This window comes from Parerythrobacter aurantius (genome assembly GCF_045291475.1).
Lineage (GTDB): Bacteria > Pseudomonadota > Alphaproteobacteria > Sphingomonadales > Sphingomonadaceae > Parerythrobacter > Parerythrobacter aurantius.
Window position 1 is genome coordinate 2,378,023 of the sequence record NZ_CP147985.1, and the last position, 20,037, is coordinate 2,398,059.

16 protein-coding genes and 1 pseudogene are annotated in these 20,037 nt (G+C 64.3%); 10 read left to right on the plus strand and 7 right to left on the minus strand.

All coding sequences use genetic code 11. The features are described 5' to 3' along the window. Positions 1 to 1,365: a methylenetetrahydrofolate--tRNA-(uracil(54)-C(5))-methyltransferase (FADH(2)-oxidizing) TrmFO gene (gene trmFO / locus WAB17_RS11845; RefSeq protein WP_435417550.1), complete on the minus strand. Its 1,365-nt coding sequence runs from the start codon at positions 1,363 to 1,365 to the stop codon at positions 1 to 3. A gap of 69 nt (positions 1,366 to 1,434) precedes the next feature. On the opposite strand from trmFO, the gene WAB17_RS11850 reads away from it, so the two are divergent. After that, complete coding sequence (locus WAB17_RS11850) at positions 1,435 to 2,097, plus strand: lysoplasmalogenase family protein (RefSeq protein ID WP_435417551.1); 663 nt, start codon at positions 1,435 to 1,437, stop codon at positions 2,095 to 2,097. Here the strand turns inward: WAB17_RS11850 and WAB17_RS11855 are convergent. Further along, positions 2,094 to 2,933 carry a TauD/TfdA dioxygenase family protein gene (locus tag WAB17_RS11855; protein WP_435417552.1) on the minus strand — a complete coding sequence of 280 codons (840 nt, stop codon included), beginning with the start codon at positions 2,931 to 2,933 and terminating at the stop codon, positions 2,094 to 2,096. The genes WAB17_RS11850 and WAB17_RS11855 overlap by 4 nt on opposite strands. Positions 2,934 to 2,940: 7 nt before the next feature. After that, entirely contained in the window at positions 2,941 to 5,769 is a 2,829-nt protein-coding gene (gene gyrA / locus WAB17_RS11860; RefSeq protein ID WP_435417553.1) for a DNA gyrase subunit A, read from the minus strand. Between the two features lie 292 nt (positions 5,770 to 6,061). Between gyrA and WAB17_RS11865 the strand changes: the two genes are divergently transcribed. Next, positions 6,062 to 7,441: a hypothetical protein gene (locus WAB17_RS11865; protein ID WP_435417554.1), complete on the plus strand. Its 1,380-nt coding sequence runs from the start codon at positions 6,062 to 6,064 to the stop codon at positions 7,439 to 7,441. Positions 7,442 to 7,513: 72 nt separating this feature from the next. Here the strand turns inward: WAB17_RS11865 and WAB17_RS11870 are convergent, their stop codons facing one another. Both WAB17_RS11870 and WAB17_RS11875 read right to left on the minus strand, forming a co-directional pair. Beyond that, positions 7,514 to 8,251, minus strand: coding sequence for an NYN domain-containing protein (locus WAB17_RS11870; RefSeq protein ID WP_435417555.1), 738 nt, complete (start codon positions 8,249 to 8,251; stop codon positions 7,514 to 7,516). A 36-nt stretch (positions 8,252 to 8,287) separates the two neighbouring features. After that, entirely contained in the window at positions 8,288 to 8,929 is a 642-nt protein-coding gene (locus WAB17_RS11875) for a carbonic anhydrase (RefSeq protein WP_435417556.1), read from the minus strand. A gap of 124 nt (positions 8,930 to 9,053) precedes the next feature. Between WAB17_RS11875 and lipA the strand changes: the two genes are divergently transcribed. Next, on the plus strand, positions 9,054 to 10,001 hold the full coding sequence (gene lipA / locus WAB17_RS11880; RefSeq protein WP_435417557.1) for a lipoyl synthase: 948 nt from the start codon (positions 9,054 to 9,056) through the stop codon (positions 9,999 to 10,001). Further along, positions 10,001 to 10,462 carry a type II toxin-antitoxin system RatA family toxin gene (locus WAB17_RS11885; RefSeq protein ID WP_435417558.1) on the plus strand — a complete coding sequence of 154 codons (462 nt, stop codon included), beginning with the start codon at positions 10,001 to 10,003 and terminating at the stop codon, positions 10,460 to 10,462. Before lipA ends, WAB17_RS11885 begins: the two co-directional genes overlap by 1 nt. On the opposite strand, the gene WAB17_RS11890 is transcribed toward WAB17_RS11885, so the two are convergent. Continuing rightward, positions 10,423 to 10,926, minus strand: a complete 504-nt coding sequence (locus tag WAB17_RS11890) for a CinA family protein (protein WP_435417559.1) — start codon at positions 10,924 to 10,926, stop codon at positions 10,423 to 10,425. The two genes, WAB17_RS11885 and WAB17_RS11890, sit on opposite strands and share 40 nt — an antisense overlap. 10 nt (positions 10,927 to 10,936) lie before the next feature. Then, positions 10,937 to 12,089: pseudogene (locus WAB17_RS11895) on the minus strand (bifunctional 2-C-methyl-D-erythritol 4-phosphate cytidylyltransferase/2-C-methyl-D-erythritol 2,4-cyclodiphosphate synthase). Between the two features lie 77 nt (positions 12,090 to 12,166). On the opposite strand from WAB17_RS11895, the gene dusB reads away from it, so the two are divergent. The 6 genes from dusB to hfq all read left to right on the plus strand — a co-directional run bounded on the left by dusB (position 12,167) and on the right by hfq (position 20,033). Beyond that, a complete protein-coding gene (dusB, locus tag WAB17_RS11900; protein ID WP_435417560.1) occupies positions 12,167 to 13,183 on the plus strand; it encodes a tRNA dihydrouridine synthase DusB in 1,017 nt (338 codons plus the stop codon). Between the two features lie 5 nt (positions 13,184 to 13,188). Then, complete coding sequence (locus WAB17_RS11905) at positions 13,189 to 14,253, plus strand: two-component system sensor histidine kinase NtrB (protein WP_435417561.1); 1,065 nt, start codon at positions 13,189 to 13,191, stop codon at positions 14,251 to 14,253. Beyond that, on the plus strand, positions 14,250 to 15,662 hold the full coding sequence (locus WAB17_RS11910) for a sigma-54-dependent transcriptional regulator (RefSeq protein WP_435417562.1): 1,413 nt from the start codon (positions 14,250 to 14,252) through the stop codon (positions 15,660 to 15,662). The genes WAB17_RS11905 and WAB17_RS11910 overlap by 4 nt, the downstream gene beginning before the upstream one ends. A gap of 62 nt (positions 15,663 to 15,724) precedes the next feature. Next, positions 15,725 to 17,944 (plus strand): sensor histidine kinase, encoded by a 2,220-nt coding sequence (locus WAB17_RS11915; protein ID WP_435417563.1) that lies wholly within the window; start codon positions 15,725 to 15,727, stop codon positions 17,942 to 17,944. A 28-nt stretch (positions 17,945 to 17,972) separates the two neighbouring features. Continuing rightward, the gene (gene ntrX, locus WAB17_RS11920; protein ID WP_435417564.1) at positions 17,973 to 19,349 is read left to right on the plus strand and encodes a nitrogen assimilation response regulator NtrX; all 1,377 of its coding nucleotides are present in this window, start codon (positions 17,973 to 17,975) and stop codon (positions 19,347 to 19,349) included. Positions 19,350 to 19,496: 147 nt separating this feature from the next. Beyond that, positions 19,497 to 20,033 carry an RNA chaperone Hfq gene (hfq, locus tag WAB17_RS11925; protein ID WP_435417565.1) on the plus strand — a complete coding sequence of 179 codons (537 nt, stop codon included), beginning with the start codon at positions 19,497 to 19,499 and terminating at the stop codon, positions 20,031 to 20,033. Positions 20,034 to 20,037 lie beyond the last annotated feature (4 nt).

Consider the following 20,037-nt stretch of genomic DNA (forward strand, 5'->3'; position numbering starts at 1 on the left):
TCACGCAGGAACGCGCTGCGCCGCTATCCATTCGGCGAGGTCGGATTTGGCGCGGCCGGTGTAAGCTTCCTTGCGGACTTTCTTGCCGACATCATGGAGCGGCGGGAACAGTCCGAAATTGATGTTCATGGGCTGGTAGGTCGCGGCCTCTGCATCGCCGGTGATGTGTGCCAGCAGTGCCCCCATGGCAGTGGTCCGGGGTGGCCCGTGCCATGCCTGCCCCGACAGTTCGGCCGCAGCCATCATACCGGCCATCAGCCCGACGGCGGAGCTTTCGACATAGCCTTCGCAGCCGGTTACCTGCCCGGCGAACCTGATATGCTCGGCGCCTTTGAGCCTGAGCTGGCGATCCAGCACCATGGGCGAATTGAGGAAGGTGTTGCGATGCAGCCCGCCGAGACGCGCGAACTCGGCGTTCTCCAGGCCCGGGATGGTGCGGAACAGCTCGACCTGCGCGGCGTATTTCAGCTTGGTCTGGAAACCGACCATGTTCCACAGCGTGCCGAGCTTGTTGTCCTGCCGCAATTGCACCACCGCGTAAGGCCAGCGTCCCTGGGGGAACTCCGGCGTGGTATCGCGGGGATTGTCCAGCCCGACCGGTTTCATCGGGCCGAACCGCAGCGTATCGACCCCGCGCTCGGCCATCACCTCGATCGGCATGCAGCCATCGAAATAGGGCGTGTCCTTCTCCCACTCGCGGAATTCGGTTTTCTCGCCCTCGATCAGGCCCCGATGGAAAGCGAGGTACTGCTCCTTCGTCATCGGGCAGTTGATATAATCGCCTTCCTCGTTCGAGGCTTCGGTGCGCTTGTTCCAGCGGCTCTGGATCCAGCAGACGTCCATGTCGATGCTGTCGCGGTGGACGATTGGCGCGATGGCATCGAAGAAGGCGAGCCGTTCCTGCCCGGTCGCCTGCACGATGCTCTCGGCCAGCGACTGCGCGGTGAGGGGCCCGGTCGCCACGATGGTCAGCCCGGCATCGGGCAGGGCATCAATGCGTTCGCGAACGACAGTCACCTTGGGATGTTCCACCAGGGCGCGTTGAACCTCGGCGGAGAACACATCGCGGTCGACCGCCATGGCGCTACCCGCCGGTACCCGTGCTTTCTCTCCTGCACGCATGATGAGGCTGTCGAGCGCGCGCATTTCGTGATGGAGCAGGCCGACCGCGTTCTTGTCGCTGTCGTCCGACCGGAAGCTGTTGGAGCAGACCAGTTCCGCCAGCCCGTCGGTCTGGTGGGCAGGGGTCATGTCCCCGGAACCGCGCATTTCCGACAAGCGGACCGAAAACCCGCGACGTGCAAGTTGCCATGCCGCCTCGCTCCCGGCGAGGCCGCCGCCGATAATGTGGACATCGTGGGTCATCGGCAGCGCAGTTAGGCTTGCGCGGCGGGGGCATCAAGTCCTAGCGGGGAGAGGAGGGGGGAGCGCGTCGTGTCGCACCATGCACTGATCGAGGAACGGCCGTGGCTGCTGGCAAGCATTGCTGCGGCGGTCGCGTTCTACTTCCTGCGGGACAATTCCCTCGGCGGAATTCAGCTCATGGCGCTGAAGGGCGCCGGCGTCGCCTTGCTGGCGGTCTATGCCTTCCGTCGCTCGGCCGGTCGGGACGGTCTCCTGCTGACGGCCTATCTCGCCCTTGGGGCCCTTGGCGATGCGCTGATGGAAATCGGCGCGCTTTATGGCGGTCCGGCGTTCTTCGCCGGCCATGTCGCGGCCATCGCGCTGTACCTCCGCAACAGGCGGCCTTCGTCCAGCGGCAGCCGCCGTGCGACGGGCGGCGCCCTGCTGCTGCTGACGCCCGTCGTAAGCTTCCTCCTGTCCGGGAGTTACGAGGTCGGAGTCTATGGCCTGGCCCTGGGCGGGATGGCGGCAGGGGCCTGGATGAGCCGGTTTTCGCGCTATCGCGTCGGGATGGGGGCTGTCCTGTTCGTCATGTCCGACCTGCTGATTTTCAGCGAGATGGGTAGTTTCGACCTTTCGCCGCTGCCGCATTATCTCATCTGGCCGCTCTATTATCTGGGCCAATTGCTGATAGCGGTAGGCGTGGTGCAGACCCTTTTGGCGGACCGGCTCGAGACGGCCTGGATGCGCTAGGCCGGCGCTGCAATCGTTGTGCGATGAAGGTAGCGGCGATGCCCTTCGTAGCCGCCTGTGGCCTTGTGCAGCACCGCCCGGTTGTCCCACAGCAGCACCATTCCGGGCTCCCACTTGTGACGGTACTGGAATTCCTCGCGAACTTGCCAGCGTGAGAGCTCGGTCATCAGCGCGAGCGCTTCGGCCAGCACCATGCCTTCGATCCCGACGATATATCCCATCGTCGAAAACAGCGCTTCCTCGCCGGTTTCCGGATGTCGGTTCACCAAGGGGTGGAAAAAGGTATCGTGGGCGCTTTGGTCGGTCCGGATAGCCATCGATCGGCCAAGGGCCCGGTCTCTCTCTCCGTAAGTCCCGTCGGGCGCATAGGCGAGGCCGGCACTGTGGACCGCGTTCAGCGTCCGGAGGTACTCCCGGCGTTCCTCGGGAAGGGCGGCAAAGGCCGCAACCTGGTCGGCAAACAGCGTGTCGCCGCCTGTGGGCGGGATATCGATCGCCATGAGGCAGGTGCCGGCCGGCGGACGGGGCAGGAAGCTCCAGTCGCTGTGCCAGCTTTCCGCGAAGATCGGCGCTTTCTCGTCCGCTTCCCGCAAGATTGCAGCGATATGTTCGCGCCCCGGGATAGGTTCGAAGAACGGATCCTCGCCGAAGCCGCCCATGGCGCGGGTGAAGCGTTCCAGCGCATCGTCGTCCATCTGCTGGTCGGCAAAGGCCAGGACCCGGTGTTCGAGCCACGCGGAACGGATGTCGGCCACGAGTTCCCCGTCGAGCGGGCCGGATAGATCGACCCCCCGCACGGTTGCACCGCAAGCCTGTCCACTCGGCTCAATGATCATGCCTATCCTAGCCTCCGGGTTCGCTTTCTATGTCGCGATCGGATCGAGGGGTGGTGTACGGAGCTGTCTCTTGTTCCGCACGGTCTGAAATTTCCTCGGCCACTGCGGCCTCGGCATCGTTCTCCGGTTCTTCCGTCTCGTCGATCAGCGCTGCGCCGACGACGTGTTCGTCTTCCGCGACGTTGAAAATGCGGACCCCGGCAGAATTGCGTCCGATGATGCGGAAGCCGCCCGGATCTTCGCCCTGAAGCATGTGCCTGAGGTCGATCGGCAAGCGGATCAGCTTGGCCTGGTCGGTGACCAGCATCAGCTGCGACCCGTGCCGGACCGGGAAGCTCGCCACGACGGGGCCATTGCGCTCCGGATTGCTTTCCGGGCTGCCGATATTGGTCAGCCCCTGTCCGCCGCGCCCGATGGTGCGATACTCGTAGGCCGAACTGATCTTGCCATAGCCGTTGGCGGTGATCGTGAGGATGAATTCTTCGGCCTCGGCCATCTCGGCAAGCTTTGCGGTATCGAGGGTGGGTTCGGCCTCGTTCTCCTTCCACGGCGCGGCCCTGAGATAGGCGTCGCGCGTGTCGGTGTTCCGCTCGCCTGCATTCAGGACCGCCAGCGACACGACCTTCTGACCGGCCTTGAGGGACATGCCGCGTACGCCGATGCCGGTACGGCTTTTCGTTTCGCGCGCGTCGGTGGCAGCGAAGCGGATCGCCTTGCCATTGTCCGAGGCGAGGAAGATTTCCTGCTCTTCGGTCAGCAGCTCGACCCCTATCAGCCGGTCGCCCGACCCCTCGACGAAACCCATGGCGTATTTGCCCGCCGTCGGCACATTGGCGAATGCGTCCATGGAGTTGCGGCGGACCATGCCCTGTTCGGTGGCGAAGACGATGTTGAGCTTGCCCCACTCGTTCTCGTCCTCGGGCAGGGGCAGGACGTTGGTGACGCGCTCCTCGTCGCCCAATGGCAGAAGGTTGACCATCGGGCGGCCCTTGGTCTGGGGGCCGCCTTCAGGCAACTTCCAGACCTTCATCCGGTAAACCCGGCCGAGGCTGGTGAAGAACAGCACCGGATTATGGGTGCTGGTGACGAACAGCTCGACGACCGCATCCTCGTCCTTGGTCGCCATGCCGCTGCGACCCTTGCCGCCGCGAGCCTGCGCGCGGAAGGTCGCGAGCGGGGTGCGCTTGATGTAGCCGCCGTGGGTGACGGTAACGACCATCTCCTCGCGCTCGATCAAGTCCTCGTCCTCGAGCCCGTCCCAGGCCGGTGCGATCTCGGAAACACGCGGCGTGGCGTAAGTGGCGCGGATTTCGGTCAACTCGTCCCGCATAACGCCGTAGAGCTTAACGCGGTCGGCGAGGATCGAGAGATACTCCTCGATCGCCAGCGAGAGTTCCTTGAGCTCGTCGCCGATCTCGTCCCGGCCCAACGCGGTCAGGCGATGCAGGCGCAGGTCGAGGATCGCCTTCACCTGCCGTTCGCTGAGGCGATAGGTACCGTCAGCCTGGTCGGATGTGGGTTCGATCGCTTCGACCAGCTTGATATACTGGGCGATGTCGCCGATCGGCCATTCCTTGGTCAGCAGCTTCTCGCGCGCCTGCGCCGGGTTCGACGAACCGCGGATCATGGCGACGACCTCGTCGAGGTTGGAGACCGCGACCACCAGGCCGAGCAAGATGTGCGCCCGGTCGCGCGCCTTGGCAAGTTCGAACTTTGTGCGGCGGGTAATGACCTCCTCGCGGAAGGCGATAAAGGCCTGCACGATGTCGCGCAGGGTCAAAACCTCGGGCCGGCCGCCCTTGATCGCGAGCATATTCGCCGGGAAGCTCGCCTGCGCCGGGCTGTAGCGCCAGATCTGGTTGAGCACGACTTCGGGCGAGGCATCGCGCTTCAGATCCACCACCACGCGCACGCCCAGACGACTCGATTCATCGCGGATGTCGGCAATGCCCTCGATCCGCTTGTCCTTGGCGGCCTCGGCGATCTTCTCGACCAGGCCCGACTTGCCGACCTGGTAGGGAATGCTCGTCAGCACGATCGAGGTGCGGTCGTTACGACCCTTTTCGATTTCGTGGCGCGCACGCATCAGGATCGAACCGCGCCCCGTCGTATAGGCCGCGCGCGCGCCCGACTGGCCGAGGATCAGTGGCGCCGTCGGGAAATCGGGGCCGGGGATAAACTGCATCAGCTCTTCGCTGGTGATGCCCGGGTTCTCGATAAAGGCGAGGCAGCCGTCGATCACTTCGCCAAGGTTGTGCGGCGGGACATTGGTCGCCATGCCGACCGCGATCCCGCCCGCGCCGTTGACCAGCAGGTTGGGGAAGCGGGCTGGGAGGACCGTCGGCTCCTTGCGCGAACCGTCGTAGTTTTCGGTGAAGTCGACCGTATCCTTGTCGAGATCGTCGAGCAGCGAGTTGGCGACACGCGCCAGCCGCGCTTCGGTATAGCGCATACTGGCCGGCGGATCGGGGTCCATCGAGCCGAAGTTCCCCTGGCCGTCGATGAGCGGCACCCTCAGCGACCAGTCCTGCGTCATGCGCGCCAGCGCGTCGTAGATCGCGCTGTCGCCATGCGGGTGATAATTGCCCATCACGTCGCCGACGATCTTGGCGCTCTTGCGATAGGGCCGCCCGGCGACGAAGCCGCCTTCCTGGCTGGCAAAGAGGATACGCCGGTGGACCGGCTTCAGCCCGTCGCGCACATCGGGCAGCGCACGGCTGACGATCACGCTCATCGCGTAGTCGAGATAGCTGGTCTTCATCTCATCGACGATGTCGATGCGCTCGTACTCACCCATGGGGCTGGGCGGGGAAAGGGTTTCTGTATCGTCGCTCAAGGTAATGCCATTCCGCGAATGATTGCGGCCAAATTCAAGTGGAGGGAAGGTAGGCTAACCGGCCCCAAAGGGCCACTCGCACAGTGCCTAGATGGGGCGATGTTGCGTTGTTTTCCACATTTACCTAGAGCCTTGCTCAATGAAGGCTGCACGCATCATTCAATCGCCATTCAGCGCCTGGCGGCTAGCACGCAAATCGTTCAGCGGTACAGCGTGCGGAGCTGCACGCATTGTCGAGGGCAGCCGCTGCCAGCAGATAGTTTCGGACCATTCGTTCACAGGAGCCATGTCCATGCGTTTCATCAATCTTTCGTCCGCCCGTCCGGGCGCCTCGCTCGCCATGGCGGCGGCGCTGCTGTGTGGAACCGCCCTTGGCGCGGTCGCGCTGGAAGCGCCGGCTGCCGCTCAGAAGGAAGAGAAGCAGGCGAAGCCCAAGTTCTCCAAGAATTTCGAGAAGGCCTACGCGCCCGTCGTCCCGCTCATCAATGCGCCGACCCCCGACGAAGCGGCAATCCGTGCCGCCCTGCCGGCAATGCTGGCAGCCGCCAGCACGGAAGACGACAAGAACACCGCCGGCAACATCCTGCTGAATGCGGGCGGCAAGTTCGACGACTATGCCATGCAGATCCAGGGCCTCGAGATGATGATCGCGAGCGGCAAGAACAACGACCGCCTCGGCCAGCTGCGCTATGCCGGCTTCCAGGTCTATTCGAACGCGGGCGATATGGCCAAGGCGCGCGAATGGCTGATCCAGGCATCCGACCTCGGCTATTCGTTCGAAGGCAAGCTGACCGACGGGACGTCGAAGACCGTGACGGCCGGCGACCTGCGCGTGATGGCCGCGGAAACCTATTTCGACGACGACCAGTACGAAGCCGGCCTTGCCGACCTTCTCGGCTGGCTCCGCGCACGCGACGCTGCCGGCCAGCCGATCGAAGAAAGCTGGGTCCGCAAGGGTTTCGCCACCGCGTTCAACAACCAGATGGGCCCGCAGGCGGCCGACTTCGGGGCGCTGTTCCTGAAGTACTACCCGTCCGCCAACGTCTGGGCCGATGCGATCACGGTGCAGAACGGCTTCTTCAACTACGATGCGCAGGAAACGCTCGATCTCATGCGTCTGGCGCGCCGCGCGGGTGTGCTGAACCCGACCCGGATCGATGCCATGCAGACCGACGAGGACCGCAAGCAGGCGATCCGTGCCAGCCTCGAACGCATGTATCTCGACTATGCCGAAGCCGCCGACTTCCGTCGCCTGCCGGGCGAAGTGAAGGCCGTGCTCGATGAAGGCATTGCCACGGGCGTCCTCCAGGCGAACGACGTGACTGTCGCCGACTGGCTGGGCGGCGCCAATGGTCGCATTTCGCAGGACAAGGCCGACCTTCCCGCGCTTGAGCGTGATGCCCGCAGCGGCTCGACCCTTTCGACGGTGCTCGCGGCCGGCGACGCCTTCCTCAGCTATGGCGATGCTGCCAAGGCGGAAGAGTTCTACACCAAGGCCCTGACCCTGCCCGGTGCCGATGCCGCGCGGATTCAGACCCGCCTGGGCATCGCCCAGGTCGACCAAGGCAAGTACGACGCGGCAGTGGCGACTTTCGCCAAGGTCGAAGGGAACCGTAAGCCGATCGCGAACCTGTGGTCGACCTTTGCTGCCCAGAAGGCTGCCGGTAAATAATCCGGCGGCAGGTTCGGATTCGAGCGGCGCGGCCCCGTGCGGGTCGCGCCGTTTCGATTCAAGTCTCGGTCTTCAGCGGAGCCGTTTGACGTAGAGCTGGCTGTCCTCGCCGCGCTTCAGTTCGAAGCGGTCGAGCGATTTGACAAGTTCGGATAACCGCTTGAAGCCATAGTTGCGAACATCGAAGCTGGATCGGTTGCCGGCTATCTGCCCGACTTCGTGCAAACGGGCGAACCCGTGCTCGTCGCGCCGCGCCGCTTTCCAGGCGTTGCCGAGCAGCGCAATCAGTTCGTCGTCCACCCTGTTGTCGGTGTCTGTGTCGGTGCTGGCTTGGCTGCCCTTGTCGGCTCCGTCGTCGCGGCCATCGTTCCCGATCAGCTTGTCGACATCGATGAAACGCGTGCAGGCGGTCTTGAGCGCCATCGGGGTTTTCGCATCGCCAAAGCAATAGACTGGCAGACCGTCCTGCCTCAGGCGGGTGACGAGCGGGGTGAAATCACTGTCGGAACTCATGATCCCGAAGCCGTCGACCTTGCCCTGGTACAACAGGTCCACCGCGTCGATGGACATCGCCATGTCCGTGGCGTTCTTCCCCCGTGTCAGGTCGAATTGCTGGTGTGGACGAATGCCGAAGCGGTTGGTGATGTCGCCCCACTTCTTCAGTGCATCCTTGGCCCAGTTGCCATAGGCGCGGCGGATATTGACCTGCCCCAGCTCGGCGAGAACGGTCAGGACCGGATCGATGCCGGCCGGGTTCACATTGTCTGCGTCGATCAGCAGGGCGATATTCTTGGCACCGATTTCGGACATGCGATCACTGTGGCGGTGCAGCGGGCTGCTCGCAAGCTATTCCACCGCGACGAATTCGTCTGCGTCAGGGTCAAGGTGATAGAGAACACCTTCGGAGATTGCGAAGAACGCACCCTGCAGCTTGAGAGAGCCGGCATCGACCTTCTCCTTGAGCCAAGGGAAGGTCAGCAAGTTGCGAATGCTCAAGCGTACGGCGGCGAGCTCCATCGCTCGCTCGGCCTCGCGCCCTTCGGTGCCGAATTGTTCTGCAACCGGTCCGCGCGCGTCGTCGAGCATGGCTATCCAGTCGGCGATAAAAGCCCCTTCGCCATGGCTGGCTCCATGGAAGCCTTCGTTGAGGGCCGCCTTGCAGCCGCCGCACATGCCATGGCCCATGACGACGATCTGCTTCACTTTCAGCATCTGGACCGCGAATTCGATCGCCGCCGAGACGCCGTGGTGGCCGGGCGTCGTCTCGTAGGGCGGAACCAATGCGGCAACGTTGCGCACGACGAAGATCTCGCCCGGATCGACATCGAATATCTGGGAAGGGTCCACCCTGCTGTCGCTGCAGGCGATGATCATCAGCTGCGGAGCCTGTCCTTCGGACGAGAGCTGGTCGAACCTCGCTCTCTGGCGCGGATAACCTTCTGCCCGGAACCTGCGGTAACCTTCGAGCAGATGGGCGAATTCGGGCATTGGGCGGCTTTCCTCCTATGCGCCTTGTCAGCGCAGCTTCCAATCGGCGCGGCCTAAAAGAGCATTCGTATTTGGGCAAGCGTGCCCATTGCGTGCAGTCGGCAGCGGGCCTAGAGGAGCGCCCATGAACGACCTGTCTTCCGCCCCCGTGCCCGACAGCGAGCGCCCCGCTCGCCAGCGCAAGCCCGACTGGATCCGGGTCAAGGCGCCGGTCAGCCAGGGCTATCATGAAACGCGCAAGCTGATGCGCGATCTCAACCTCAACACCGTATGCGAGGAAGCGGCCTGCCCGAATATCGGCGAGTGCTGGACCAAGAAGCACGCGACCGTCATGATTCTCGGCGACGTGTGCACGCGCGCCTGTGCCTTCTGCAACGTGAAGACCGGCATGCCGCGGATCGTCGATCCGATGGAGCCGGAAAACGTCGCCATTGCCGCGGGCAAGATGGGGTTGGAGCATATCGTCATCACCAGCGTCGACCGCGACGACCTGCCCGACGGCGGGGCTGGGCAGTTCGTCAAGGTGATCAAGGCGCTGCGCCGGGAAACACCGAACACTACGATCGAAATCCTGACCCCCGATTTTCGCGGCAAGATGCGCGCGGCGGTTGAGGCGATCTGCGAGGCGGGGCCGGACGTGTACAACCACAACCTCGAAACCGTGCCGCGGCTCTACCCGACGATCCGGCCCGGCGCGCGCTACTACGCTTCGCTGCGCCTGCTCGAGGAAGTCAAGGCGCACGATCCGCTGATCTTCACCAAGTCGGGCATCATGCTGGGCCTTGGCGAACAGCGGCTCGAAGTGCACCAGGTCATGGACGACATGCGCAGTGCTGACGTCGATTTCATCACCATGGGGCAGTATCTCCAGCCGACCCCGCGCCATGCCAATGTCGAGGAATTCGTCACGCCGAAAGCCTTTGCCGCCTATGGCGCTATCGCCCGGGCCAAGGGCTTCCTGCAGGTCGCGGCCAGTCCGCTGACCCGTTCCAGTTACCATGCCGGCGACGATTTCGCGCAGATGAAAGCTGCCCGGGAGGCCAAGCTGGCGAAGGCGAAAGCGAACGGCTGATGCCGGGCATTCGGGAAAGCCGGCAGATGCCCTACACGCCGGAACAAATGTACGACCTGGTGGCGGATGTCGGCCGCTACGCCGAATTCCTGCCCTGGGTCATTGCCACCCGCGTGCGCAGCGACAGCGAGACGGAAATGGTTGCCGACATGGTGGTCGGCTTCAAGAACCTGCGCGAACGTTTCACTTCGCGGGTCGAGAAGCAGCGGCCGGATTTCCTCCGGGTGCATTATGTCGACGGCCCTTTGCGCGATCTCGACAACCAGTGGCGCTTCTCGCCCTATGGCGAACAGAGCTGCACGGTCGATTTCTGTGTCGACTTCAGTTTCAAGAACCGGGTCTTCGAAGCGATCGCCGGCCAGTATTTCGACCGCGCTTTCCGCCGCATGGTGGAAGCCTTCGAAGCGCGAGCGGCCGTCCTTTACGGCAGCAGCAATTCCAGCGCGCAAAGCGTCGCCTGACGGCGAACCTCTGCCCGGCCGACATCGCCGAAGGATTTGAGCTCGCCGTCCGGCTGACTGCCCCGGCCGCGAACGATGCGGGCGAAGACAACCGTTCCGACGGGCTTGCTCGGCGTCCCGCCTCCCGGCCCGGCCACGCCGCTGATTGCCACCGCAATGTCGGCCCCGCTGTGCTTCAGCGCGCCCTGTGCCATCGCCCAGACACAGGCGATGGACACCGCGCCGAAGGTTTCGATGATGTCGCTCGGTACCCCCAGCAATTCCATTTTCGCTTCGTTCGAATAGGTCACGAAACCGCGATCGAGGACCGCCGACGAGCCCGCTATCTCGGTGATCGCGGCCGCTACCAGTCCGCCGGTGCAACTTTCCGCCACCGCAACCTTGCGCCCGGCGGCAATGTTTTCATCGACCACGCGCTGCGCCAGTGCGGCGATGTCGTCAGGCAGGAGGGAAGGGTGGTCCATTCCGGCCATTCTACGAGCGCAGGTAGAGCGCCGCAACCGCCTGCGCCGCGATACCCTCGCCGCGGCCGGTGAAGCCGAGGCGTTCGGTGGTGGTTGCCTTCACGCTGACCGCATCGCGCGGAATTCCCAGCAACTCCGCAATCCGGCTTTGCATGGCATCCCTGTGCGGGCCGATCTTCGGTGCCTCGCAGATGATGGTCAGGTCGATATTGCCTATGGCGTAACCGGCTTCAGAAACGAGGCTGCCGGCATGCTCGAGGAACGCGGACGAAGCGGCCCCTTTCCAGCGGTCGTCGCTGGGCGGGAAGTGTGCGCCGATATCGCCTGCGGCAATCGCCCCGAGCAGGGCGTCGACTATCGCATGGAGCGCGACATCCGCGTCCGAATGGCCGGACAGACCCTTGTCATGGGGAATGAGGATTCCTCCCAGCCACAAGTCCTCGCCAACCTCGAGGCGGTGTACGTCGTATCCCGTACCGACGCGGACGGGGGGCTTAAAGGTCATCGAAATCCTCCGCAAAGGTCAGTTTCTTGAGCCGCTCCGAACCTTCGACCAGGACGACCGTGCCGCCATGTGCTGCGAGCACCTGCGCATCGTCGCCCGCATGGGCAGGTCCGGACCAGTTGCGATGTGCGTCCAGGATGGCATCGAAGCCGAAAGCCTGGGGCGTCTGCACCCTGCGCAGCGTTTCGCGATCCGCCGAGCCCGCCATGCGGTCGCCGCTTGCCACCACCAGGCTGTCGACTACCGGCAGGACAGGAATGGCGCCCGGGCTGGAATCCAGCGCAGCGAGCAGGCGGCCGATGACTTCTGCCGGCAGGTCGGGCCTCGCCGCATCGTGGACCAGCACACGTGCCGGCCGGTCGGATGCCAGCGCCTCGAGCGCGGCTGCTACCGATTCCTGTCGGGTCGATCCACCCACGACAAAGCGCACGCCGGAGAACCCGGCGAGTGCCTCTGTCGCCCGGGCATGTTCGCCTTCGGGGATCGCGACCACAATGGGACTTGCGCCTGCGGCGGCGAGGGCGGCAACCGAGTGGCTCACCACCGGCCTGCCGCGCCACTCGGCAAACTGCTTCGGCACGTCCCGGCCGGCCCGGAGACCCTTGCCCGCAGCAACGACGATGGCGGCAAAGGGGGGGAAGGGCGGGGGCGGAACCATGCGCGACCCGCTACCGCCTTGCGCGGCTGGCCGCAATCCACTAGTGGCTGCCCAAATTTTAGGCATCGAACTATCCAATGAGCGACATCGCATCTCCTCCGCCTCTCCGTCCGATCATGGTCGGGCCGGTCTCGATCGAGACGCCGGTGGTGCTTGCACCCATGACAGGTGTGACCGACCTGCCGTTCCGCACACTCGTCCGCCGCTATGGATCGGGCCTCAACGTCACGGAAATGATCGCCAGCGAAGCGGCCATTCGCGAAACGCGCCAATCGGTCCAGAAGGCGGCGTGGGACAGCACCGAGGACCCGGTGTCGATGCAGCTCGTGGGCTGCGATCCGACCAGCATGGCCGAGGCCGCGAAGCTGCAGGAAGGCAATGGCGCGGCAATCATCGACATCAACTTCGGTTGCCCGGTGCGAAAGGTCGTCGGGCAGTTTGCAGGCAGCGCGCTGATGCGTGAAGTGCCTCTCGCTACCAGGCTGATGGAAGCGACGGTCAAGGCGGTGAAGGTGCCGGTGACCGTGAAGATGCGCATGGGCTGGGACCATGACAGCCTGAACGCGCCGGAACTCTCGCGCATTGCCGAAGATCTTGGCGTGAAAATGATTACCGTCCACGGCCGCACTCGCAACCAGATGTACAAGGGGCACGCGGACTGGTCGTTCGTGCGCAAGGTGAAGGAAGCCGTCGGCATTCCGGTCATCGTCAACGGCGACATCTGCACCATCGACGATGCGGCCAAGGCGCTCGAGCAATCGGGTGCCGACGGGCTGATGATCGGGCGCGGTGCCTATGGCCGTCCGTGGCTGCTGGCGCAGGTAATGCACTGGTGGCGTTCGGGAGAGGTCATGGGCACGCCTTCTTTCGCCGAACAATACGCGGTCCTTACCGAACACTACCAGCGCATGCTCGACCATTATGGCGAGGCCGTCGGCGTGAAGATCGCCCGCAAGCATCTGGGCTGGTACACCAAGGGGATGCATGGTTCGGCGGAGTTCCGGAACTTCGTGAACTTCATCGACAACCCGCGACAGGTGCTCGGTGAAATCGAGCGGTTCTACGAGCCGTTCCTCCACCGTCGCGCCGCGTGATCCCAGTGTCGTCGCGGCCGGATCCCCAGGCGCAGATCGGGGGTCTCGTCTTTGCCCTGTTGCTGATCGATCCCGATGGTCTGATCGCCGAAGCCAATCCCGCCGCAGAAGAGCTGCTGGGGCGGAGCGCGGCAAGGATGATCGGGCGGCGGTTCCTCGAACTGGTGGACATTGCGGACCGGCGCGTGGTGATCCGCCTCTACGATCCGGACGAACAGCTGACGGCACGCGGCCTGTCGGTCGCCACGGCAGCCGGGTCGCGCCACGTCAACCTGACGAAATCGCTGGTGCCGGGCAGCCCCGGCTGGCGGGTCATCACCCTGTCGGACGTGGGGCAGATGGATATGGAACGGAGCACGCAAGATGCCCTGCCGGCTGCCCCGTCGGTGCTGGCCCACGAAATCAAGAACCCTCTCGCTGCCATACGCGGCGCGGGGCAGTTGCTGATCCGCCGCCTGCCGGAAGCCGACCGGCCCTTCGCCAGGATGATAGGCGACGAAGTCGAGCGGATTGCCCGGCTGGTCGACCGGATGCAGGAACTCGGCAGCAGGACAAGCGAGCCGATGGAGCCGGTCAATTTGCACGCGACGATCCGATCGGCGCTGACCCTGGTGCGTTCCGCCGACGACCGGGGCATCGCCTATGTCGAGGAGTTCGATCCGTCGCTGCCGCCCGTCTGGGCCAGTCCCGACGCCTTGCAGCAGGTTCTCATCAACCTGCTGAGCAATGCGCGCGATGCCTGCGCCGGTGCGGAGGGCGGGGGGCGCATTGTTGTCCAGACCCGGTTCGTGAGCGGGCTGGTCATGAACGTGCTGCGCCCCGGCCGCTCGGTGCGCTTGCCGATCGAACTGACCGTCTGCGACAACGGTCCGGGTATCGACCCGGCTGTACGCGACCGCGTCTTCGAACCCTTCGTGACCTCGAAGAAGGGCGGGCAGGGCCTGGGCCTCGCGCTGGTCCGCAAGCTGGTCAGCGACATGGACGGACGCATAGTTCACGAGCGGGACGACCGGGCAGGACTGACCCGGTTCCGCATCAACCTCGCCCTTGCCCCGAAAGTCACGCCATGAACCGCCCGATCCTGCTGGTCGAAGACGACAACGCGATAGCCACGGTCATCGTGAGCGCGCTGGAAGGCGAAGGCTATGCCGTCGACCGCTGCGCCGCCATCGCCGTGCGGGACCGGCTGCTGCAGACGCAGCAATATGCCTGCATGCTCACCGACGTGATGCTCGAAGACGGCGATGGCATCGCCAGCCTGTCGAGCGTGCGGGAATCCCGTCCCGACATGCCGATCATCATCCTTTCGGCGCAGAACACGCTCGATACGGCTGTCCGTGCGAGCGAACATGACGCCTTCGAGTACTTTCCCAAGCCGTTCGATCTCGAGGAATTGATCCGTGCGGTCAGGCAGGCGGCCGGGGCGTCGCCGAGCTCTGCAGGCGAAGGGCAGGCCGATGCCGGCAACCTTCCGCTGGTCGGGCGCAGCCAGGCCATGCAGGGGGTGTTCCGCATGATCACGCGCGTCCTTCGCAACGATCTAACCGTGCTGGTGCTGGGCGAATCCGGCACGGGCAAGGAACTGGTGGCGGAGGCCATCCACCAGCTCGGCGCGCGCAAGACCGGACCGTTCGTGGCGGTCAATGCGGCTGCCATCCCGCGCGACCTGATCGAGAGCGAGTTGTTCGGTCACGAGAAGGGAGCTTTCACCGGAGCGGTCGGGCAGGCCATCGGCAAGTTCGAGCAGGCCAATGGCGGAACCCTGTTCCTCGACGAGATCGGCGACATGCCGCTCGAAGCGCAGACCAGGTTGCTGCGGGCGCTGCAATCGGGCCGCATCCGCCGGGTCGGCGGCAGGCAGGATGTTGCGGTGGATGTGCGGATCATTGCCGCGACCAATCGCGATCTCGCGCCGATGATCGCCAGCGGGCAGTTCCGGGAAGACCTGTTCTACCGCCTCAACGTGGTGCCCATCGAACTGCCCCCGCTCCGTGAACGCAGCGAGGACATAGGCGCGCTTGCGCGGCATTTCCTCGCCCTTGCCGAAGGGGAAGGCTTGCCCCGCCGGCAGATCGACGATGCGGCGGTCGCCTTGCTCGAAAAGCAGTCGTGGCGCGGCAACGTGCGGGAACTGCGGAACCTGATGTACCGGCTTGCGCTCCTCTCGCGGAACGAGGTCATCGATGCCGAATTCGCGTGGGAAGTGCTGGGCAAGGACCGGCGGGCATCGGTCAGCGAACGATCCTCGACGATCGACCGCGCCATGCTCGACTGGATCGAGCAGCACAACCCTGCACCGGGCGCGCTTTACCGGTCGGCCTCGGCGGCGTTCGAGAAGCCGTTGTTCGAACACGCCCTGCGATCGACCGGCGGCAACCAGCTGCGGGCGGCAGACCTGCTCGGGATCAATCGCAACACGCTGCGCAAACGGCTTTCAGAGCTCGGCATCGTCGCGGAAAGCTTCGTCACGCGTGGCTAGTTGCCGATCTGCAACAGAAAATGCTTGCAAAGAGGCAACACCAGCGTTGTAGTCTGGCAACGATGGATAGCCGCGAGCGAAGCATGGAGCGCAGTCCGCGCTGGTGGCGAAGGTTCATCGTCGCTTCCCGCCGCGCCAATATCTATCGCTGGATAGAACTTGCCTGCGTCGGGGCGGTCGCCGGGATGATCTGGCTGACCTGGCTCACCTTCACCAGCGCGCCGCCGGACGGGCAGATGTTGCCCACCCGGCAGGTGACGAGCCTGCTGATGGGCACGCTGGTACCCTCCATTGCCCTGCTCGTCCTTATGGGACGCCGGCTCGCCTTGCGCAGAGCCTCCGGCAGCACCGCACGACTGCATGTGCGCCTTGTCTTCCTGTTTTCGCTGATCGCCGCCGTACCGACGCTCCTGGTCGCCGGATTCGCTGCCTTCCTGTTCCAGTCGGGAGTGGACTTTTGGTTCTCGGCCCAGTCGCGCGGGGTGATGGATAACGTCAACAAGCTGGCCCAGGGCTATTACGAACAGAACCAGCTTGGCGTCGCGCAGGAAACGCAGGCAATGGCCAGCGACATGCTGTACCTGTTGCAGGGTAAGGAGCCTGCCGACCTAGCGGATCAGGCTTTTCTGGAGGATTATACCTACCAGATGCAGGCGCGCGAGATCAACGAGAGCGCCATCATGCAGGTCTTCCCGGATGGCCGGATCAACACGGCCGTTGCGATTGGGCTGGTCGAAGGCAACGACCCGACCAAGGCCACCGCCGAGGCCATGGCGCTCTATCGCCGCGGAGAAACGCAGGTCGTCTTCGCCGGTCCGCAGCGGATGGAAGCGGTTGCGCCGGTGGACAGGCAGGCGGGGATCTATCTCTACACCGCGAGAACGGCCGAATCCCAATCCTTCAGCCTGTGGGATCAGGCCAATACCATCGTCACATCCTACAGCGCTCTCACGGCTCGGGCGCGTGCGTTGCAGCTCCGGTTCAATCTCGCCCTGTTCTTCGTCAGCCTGGCGCTGGTAGGCCTCGCGGTCTGGTTCGCCTTGCGCTTTGCCGACCGGCAGGTCGAACCGTTGACCGATCTCGTCGCCGCCGCGCGCAAGGTCGGGGCGGGCAATTTCGCGCTGCGGGTCGAAGGGCGCAAGGGCAGCGACGAGATCGGCATGCTCAACCGGGCCTTCAACCGCATGACGGCGCAGATCGAGAAGCAGACCGATGCGCTTGTCGGCGCCAATCACGAGCTGGGGGAACGCCGCCAGTTCATAGAAACCGTGCTGGAATCGGTCACCGCCGGCGTCATCTCGACCGATGCGGAAGGGCGCATCCTGCTCATGAACCGACCGGCCAAGGATATCCTGCTCGACGATCCCGAAGGCCTTCACCGCGGCGAGCCGCTCGAACGCTTCGCTCCGCAAATGGCGCAGCTGGTGCAGGCGCGCGTGGCACGGGGTATCGTGAACTTTTCCAAGAACGGGGAATTGCTGACCCTGGCGGTGAAGCTGACCCCCGCTTCGGGCGGCCATGTGATTACCTTCGAGGACATCACCCGCCAATTGCTCGACCAGCGGCAGGCGGCATGGTCCGACGTCGCGCGGCGCATTGCGCACGAGATCAAGAACCCGCTGACCCCCATCCAGCTCGCTACCGAGCGGCTCAAGCGGCGGTATCGCGGGCAGATCGAACGCGACGGCGAGCTGTTCGACGAGCTCACCATGACCATCGTGCGCCAGGTCGGCGCGCTTCGGACGATGGTGGACGAATTCTCGTCCTTCGCCCGCCTGCCGAAGCCGGTGTTCCGGCAGGAGGACGCGCTCGACCTGTTGAAACAGGCCCTGTTCCTGCAGGAAGTTGCGCATCCCTCGATCGATTTCGGGCTGACCCATGAAGAGGATGGCCCGCTGCGCATTTCCTGCGACCGACACCAGTTCGGCCAGGCGCTGACTAACGTCCTCAAGAACGCCGCGGAGGCCGTCGAGGCCAAGGCCCAGACCGCGGAGATCGATTTCCGCGGGCGTATCGCCGTATCGCTGCGCAGTACCGCGGACCTGATCGAGATCGCGGTCGAGGATAATGGCGTAGGCTTGCCGCAGGACCGGGAAAAGATCGTCGAACCCTATATGACCACGCGCGAGAAGGGAACCGGCCTCGGCCTCGCGATCGTCAACAAGATCGTCGAGGAACATGGCGGCGACATGAGCTTCTCGACCACGGCCAACGGCGGCACCTGCGTAACCCTGCGGTTTGCGCGCAATCCGTCGATCCCGGACCGCGAGGCTGCCGAATGAAACGGATTTACCAAAGGGAGAGGCCGAAATGGCGCTCGATATTCTCGTAGTCGACGACGAACGCGATATCCGCGAGCTTGTCTCCGGGGTCCTCAGCGACGAAGGCTACGAATGCCGCACGGCCGGCGACAGCAATTCCGCGCTCGCCATGTTCGACGAACGGCGCCCGAGCGTGGTGCTGCTCGATGTCTGGCTGCACGGCAGCGCCATGGATGGCCTCGAAGTGCTGGACGTAATCAAGGAACGCGAGCCGGACATCCCGGTGATCATTTTCTCCGGTCATGGCAACATCGATACCGCCGTGTCCGCGGTGAGCCGCGGCGCGATGGACTTTATCGAAAAACCGTTCGAAGCATCGCGGCTGCTGCATCTCGTTGCACGCGCAACCGAAACCCAGCGCTTGCGGCGCGAAAACGTGCGGTTGCGCCAGGGCTTCACCAGTGGCGAAGCGTTCACGGGCAACAGTTCCGCGATCAACCAAGTCCGCGCCACGCTGAAACGGGTCGCGAATACCGGCAGCCGGGTACTGATTTCCGGCCCGGCGGGGGCGGGCAAGGAAGTGGCGGCGCGCCTGCTCCACAGCTGGAGCCCCCGGGGCGACCATCCCTTCGTTTCGGTCAATTCCGCGCGGATCACGCCGGAAAGGTTCGAACAGGAACTCTTCGGCGAGGAAGCCGAGGGCAAACTGGTCAGGCCCGGCCTGCTCGAGGTTGCGGACGGGGGCACGCTGTATCTCGACGAAGTGGCCGACATGCCGCTTTCGACACAGGCACGGATCCTGCGTGTCCTGACCGAACAAAGCTTCGTGCGGGTCGGCGGCACCCGCCAGATCGGTGTGGACGTTCGCGTGGTATCGTCGACGGCCCGCGACCTGCAGGAAGAAATCGACGAGAAGAACTTTCGCGAAGACCTGTTCTATCGCCTCAACGTCGTGCCTGTCAGCATCCCCTCGCTGGCGGAACGGCGCGACGATATCCCGGCGCTGGCGGAGCATTTTTTCACCCGCTACGCCGCAGAACAGGGCATCCAGCCGCCCAATATCAGCCAGGAAGCCATGGCCGCATTGCAGGCCTACGATTGGCCCGGCAACGTGCGCCAGCTGCGCAACGTGGTCGAGCGGACAGTGATCCTGTCGCCGCGCGAACGGATGGTGGAGATTCAGCCCGACATGCTCCCGAACGAGGTGACCAGCGGCAAGCTGGGCGGCGGGACGGGCATCAGTAACCTGATGGGCGTGCCCTTGCGCGAGGCGCGCGAGAACTTCGAACGGGAATACCTTGGCGTGCAGATCAGGCGGTTTTCCGGCAATATCTCCAAGACCGCGAGCTTTATCGGCATGGAGCGGTCGGCCTTGCACCGGAAACTGAAAATCCTCGGCATGACCGACAGGCGCGAGGACGAATAGGTAACCTCGGCAAGCCTCCGGACGAATTAGCGGATTGAATCCCGGGCCCGAGAGAGCCATATTCCAACTCGAAAGCCGGCAGCGGATTGGTGGTCCGCCAGCCAGATTGCGCCCGAGTCATCGGGGGCCAATAAAATGGAGGCAGTTATGTCCACTGGTAAGACCCTATCTGCGCGTCCGCGTCCAGCGGAACCCGTCGGTCCCGAAACCCGTCAGACGGGCTTGCAGGACGCCTTTTTGAACCTGCTCCGCCGCAACAAGACGCCGGTCACCGTATTCCTGGTCAAAGGCGTGAAGCTGCAGGGCATCGTCACCTGGTTCGACAATTTCTCCATGCTCCTGCGGCGCGACGGCCAGTCGCAGCTTGTGTACAAGCATGCCATCAGCACCATCATGCCCGGTGCCCCCATCGATCCCGCGCAATTTGGCAGCCAGGACGGCAACAAGAAGCAGCGCCTCCTCCAAGACGTTTTCCTGGGCCGTGTTCGCGACGCCGGGGTGCAGGTCACCATGTTCCTCATCAACGGCGTCATGCTGCAGGGACGGATCGGGGCCTATGACCTGTTCTGCGTGCTGCTGGAACGCGATGGCTATGTCCAGCTCGCCTACAAGCACGCCGTTTCCACCGTGCAGCCTGCCAGTGCGGTCGACCTGACCGACTGGGAAGAGGACGAAGAAGACTGAGTTT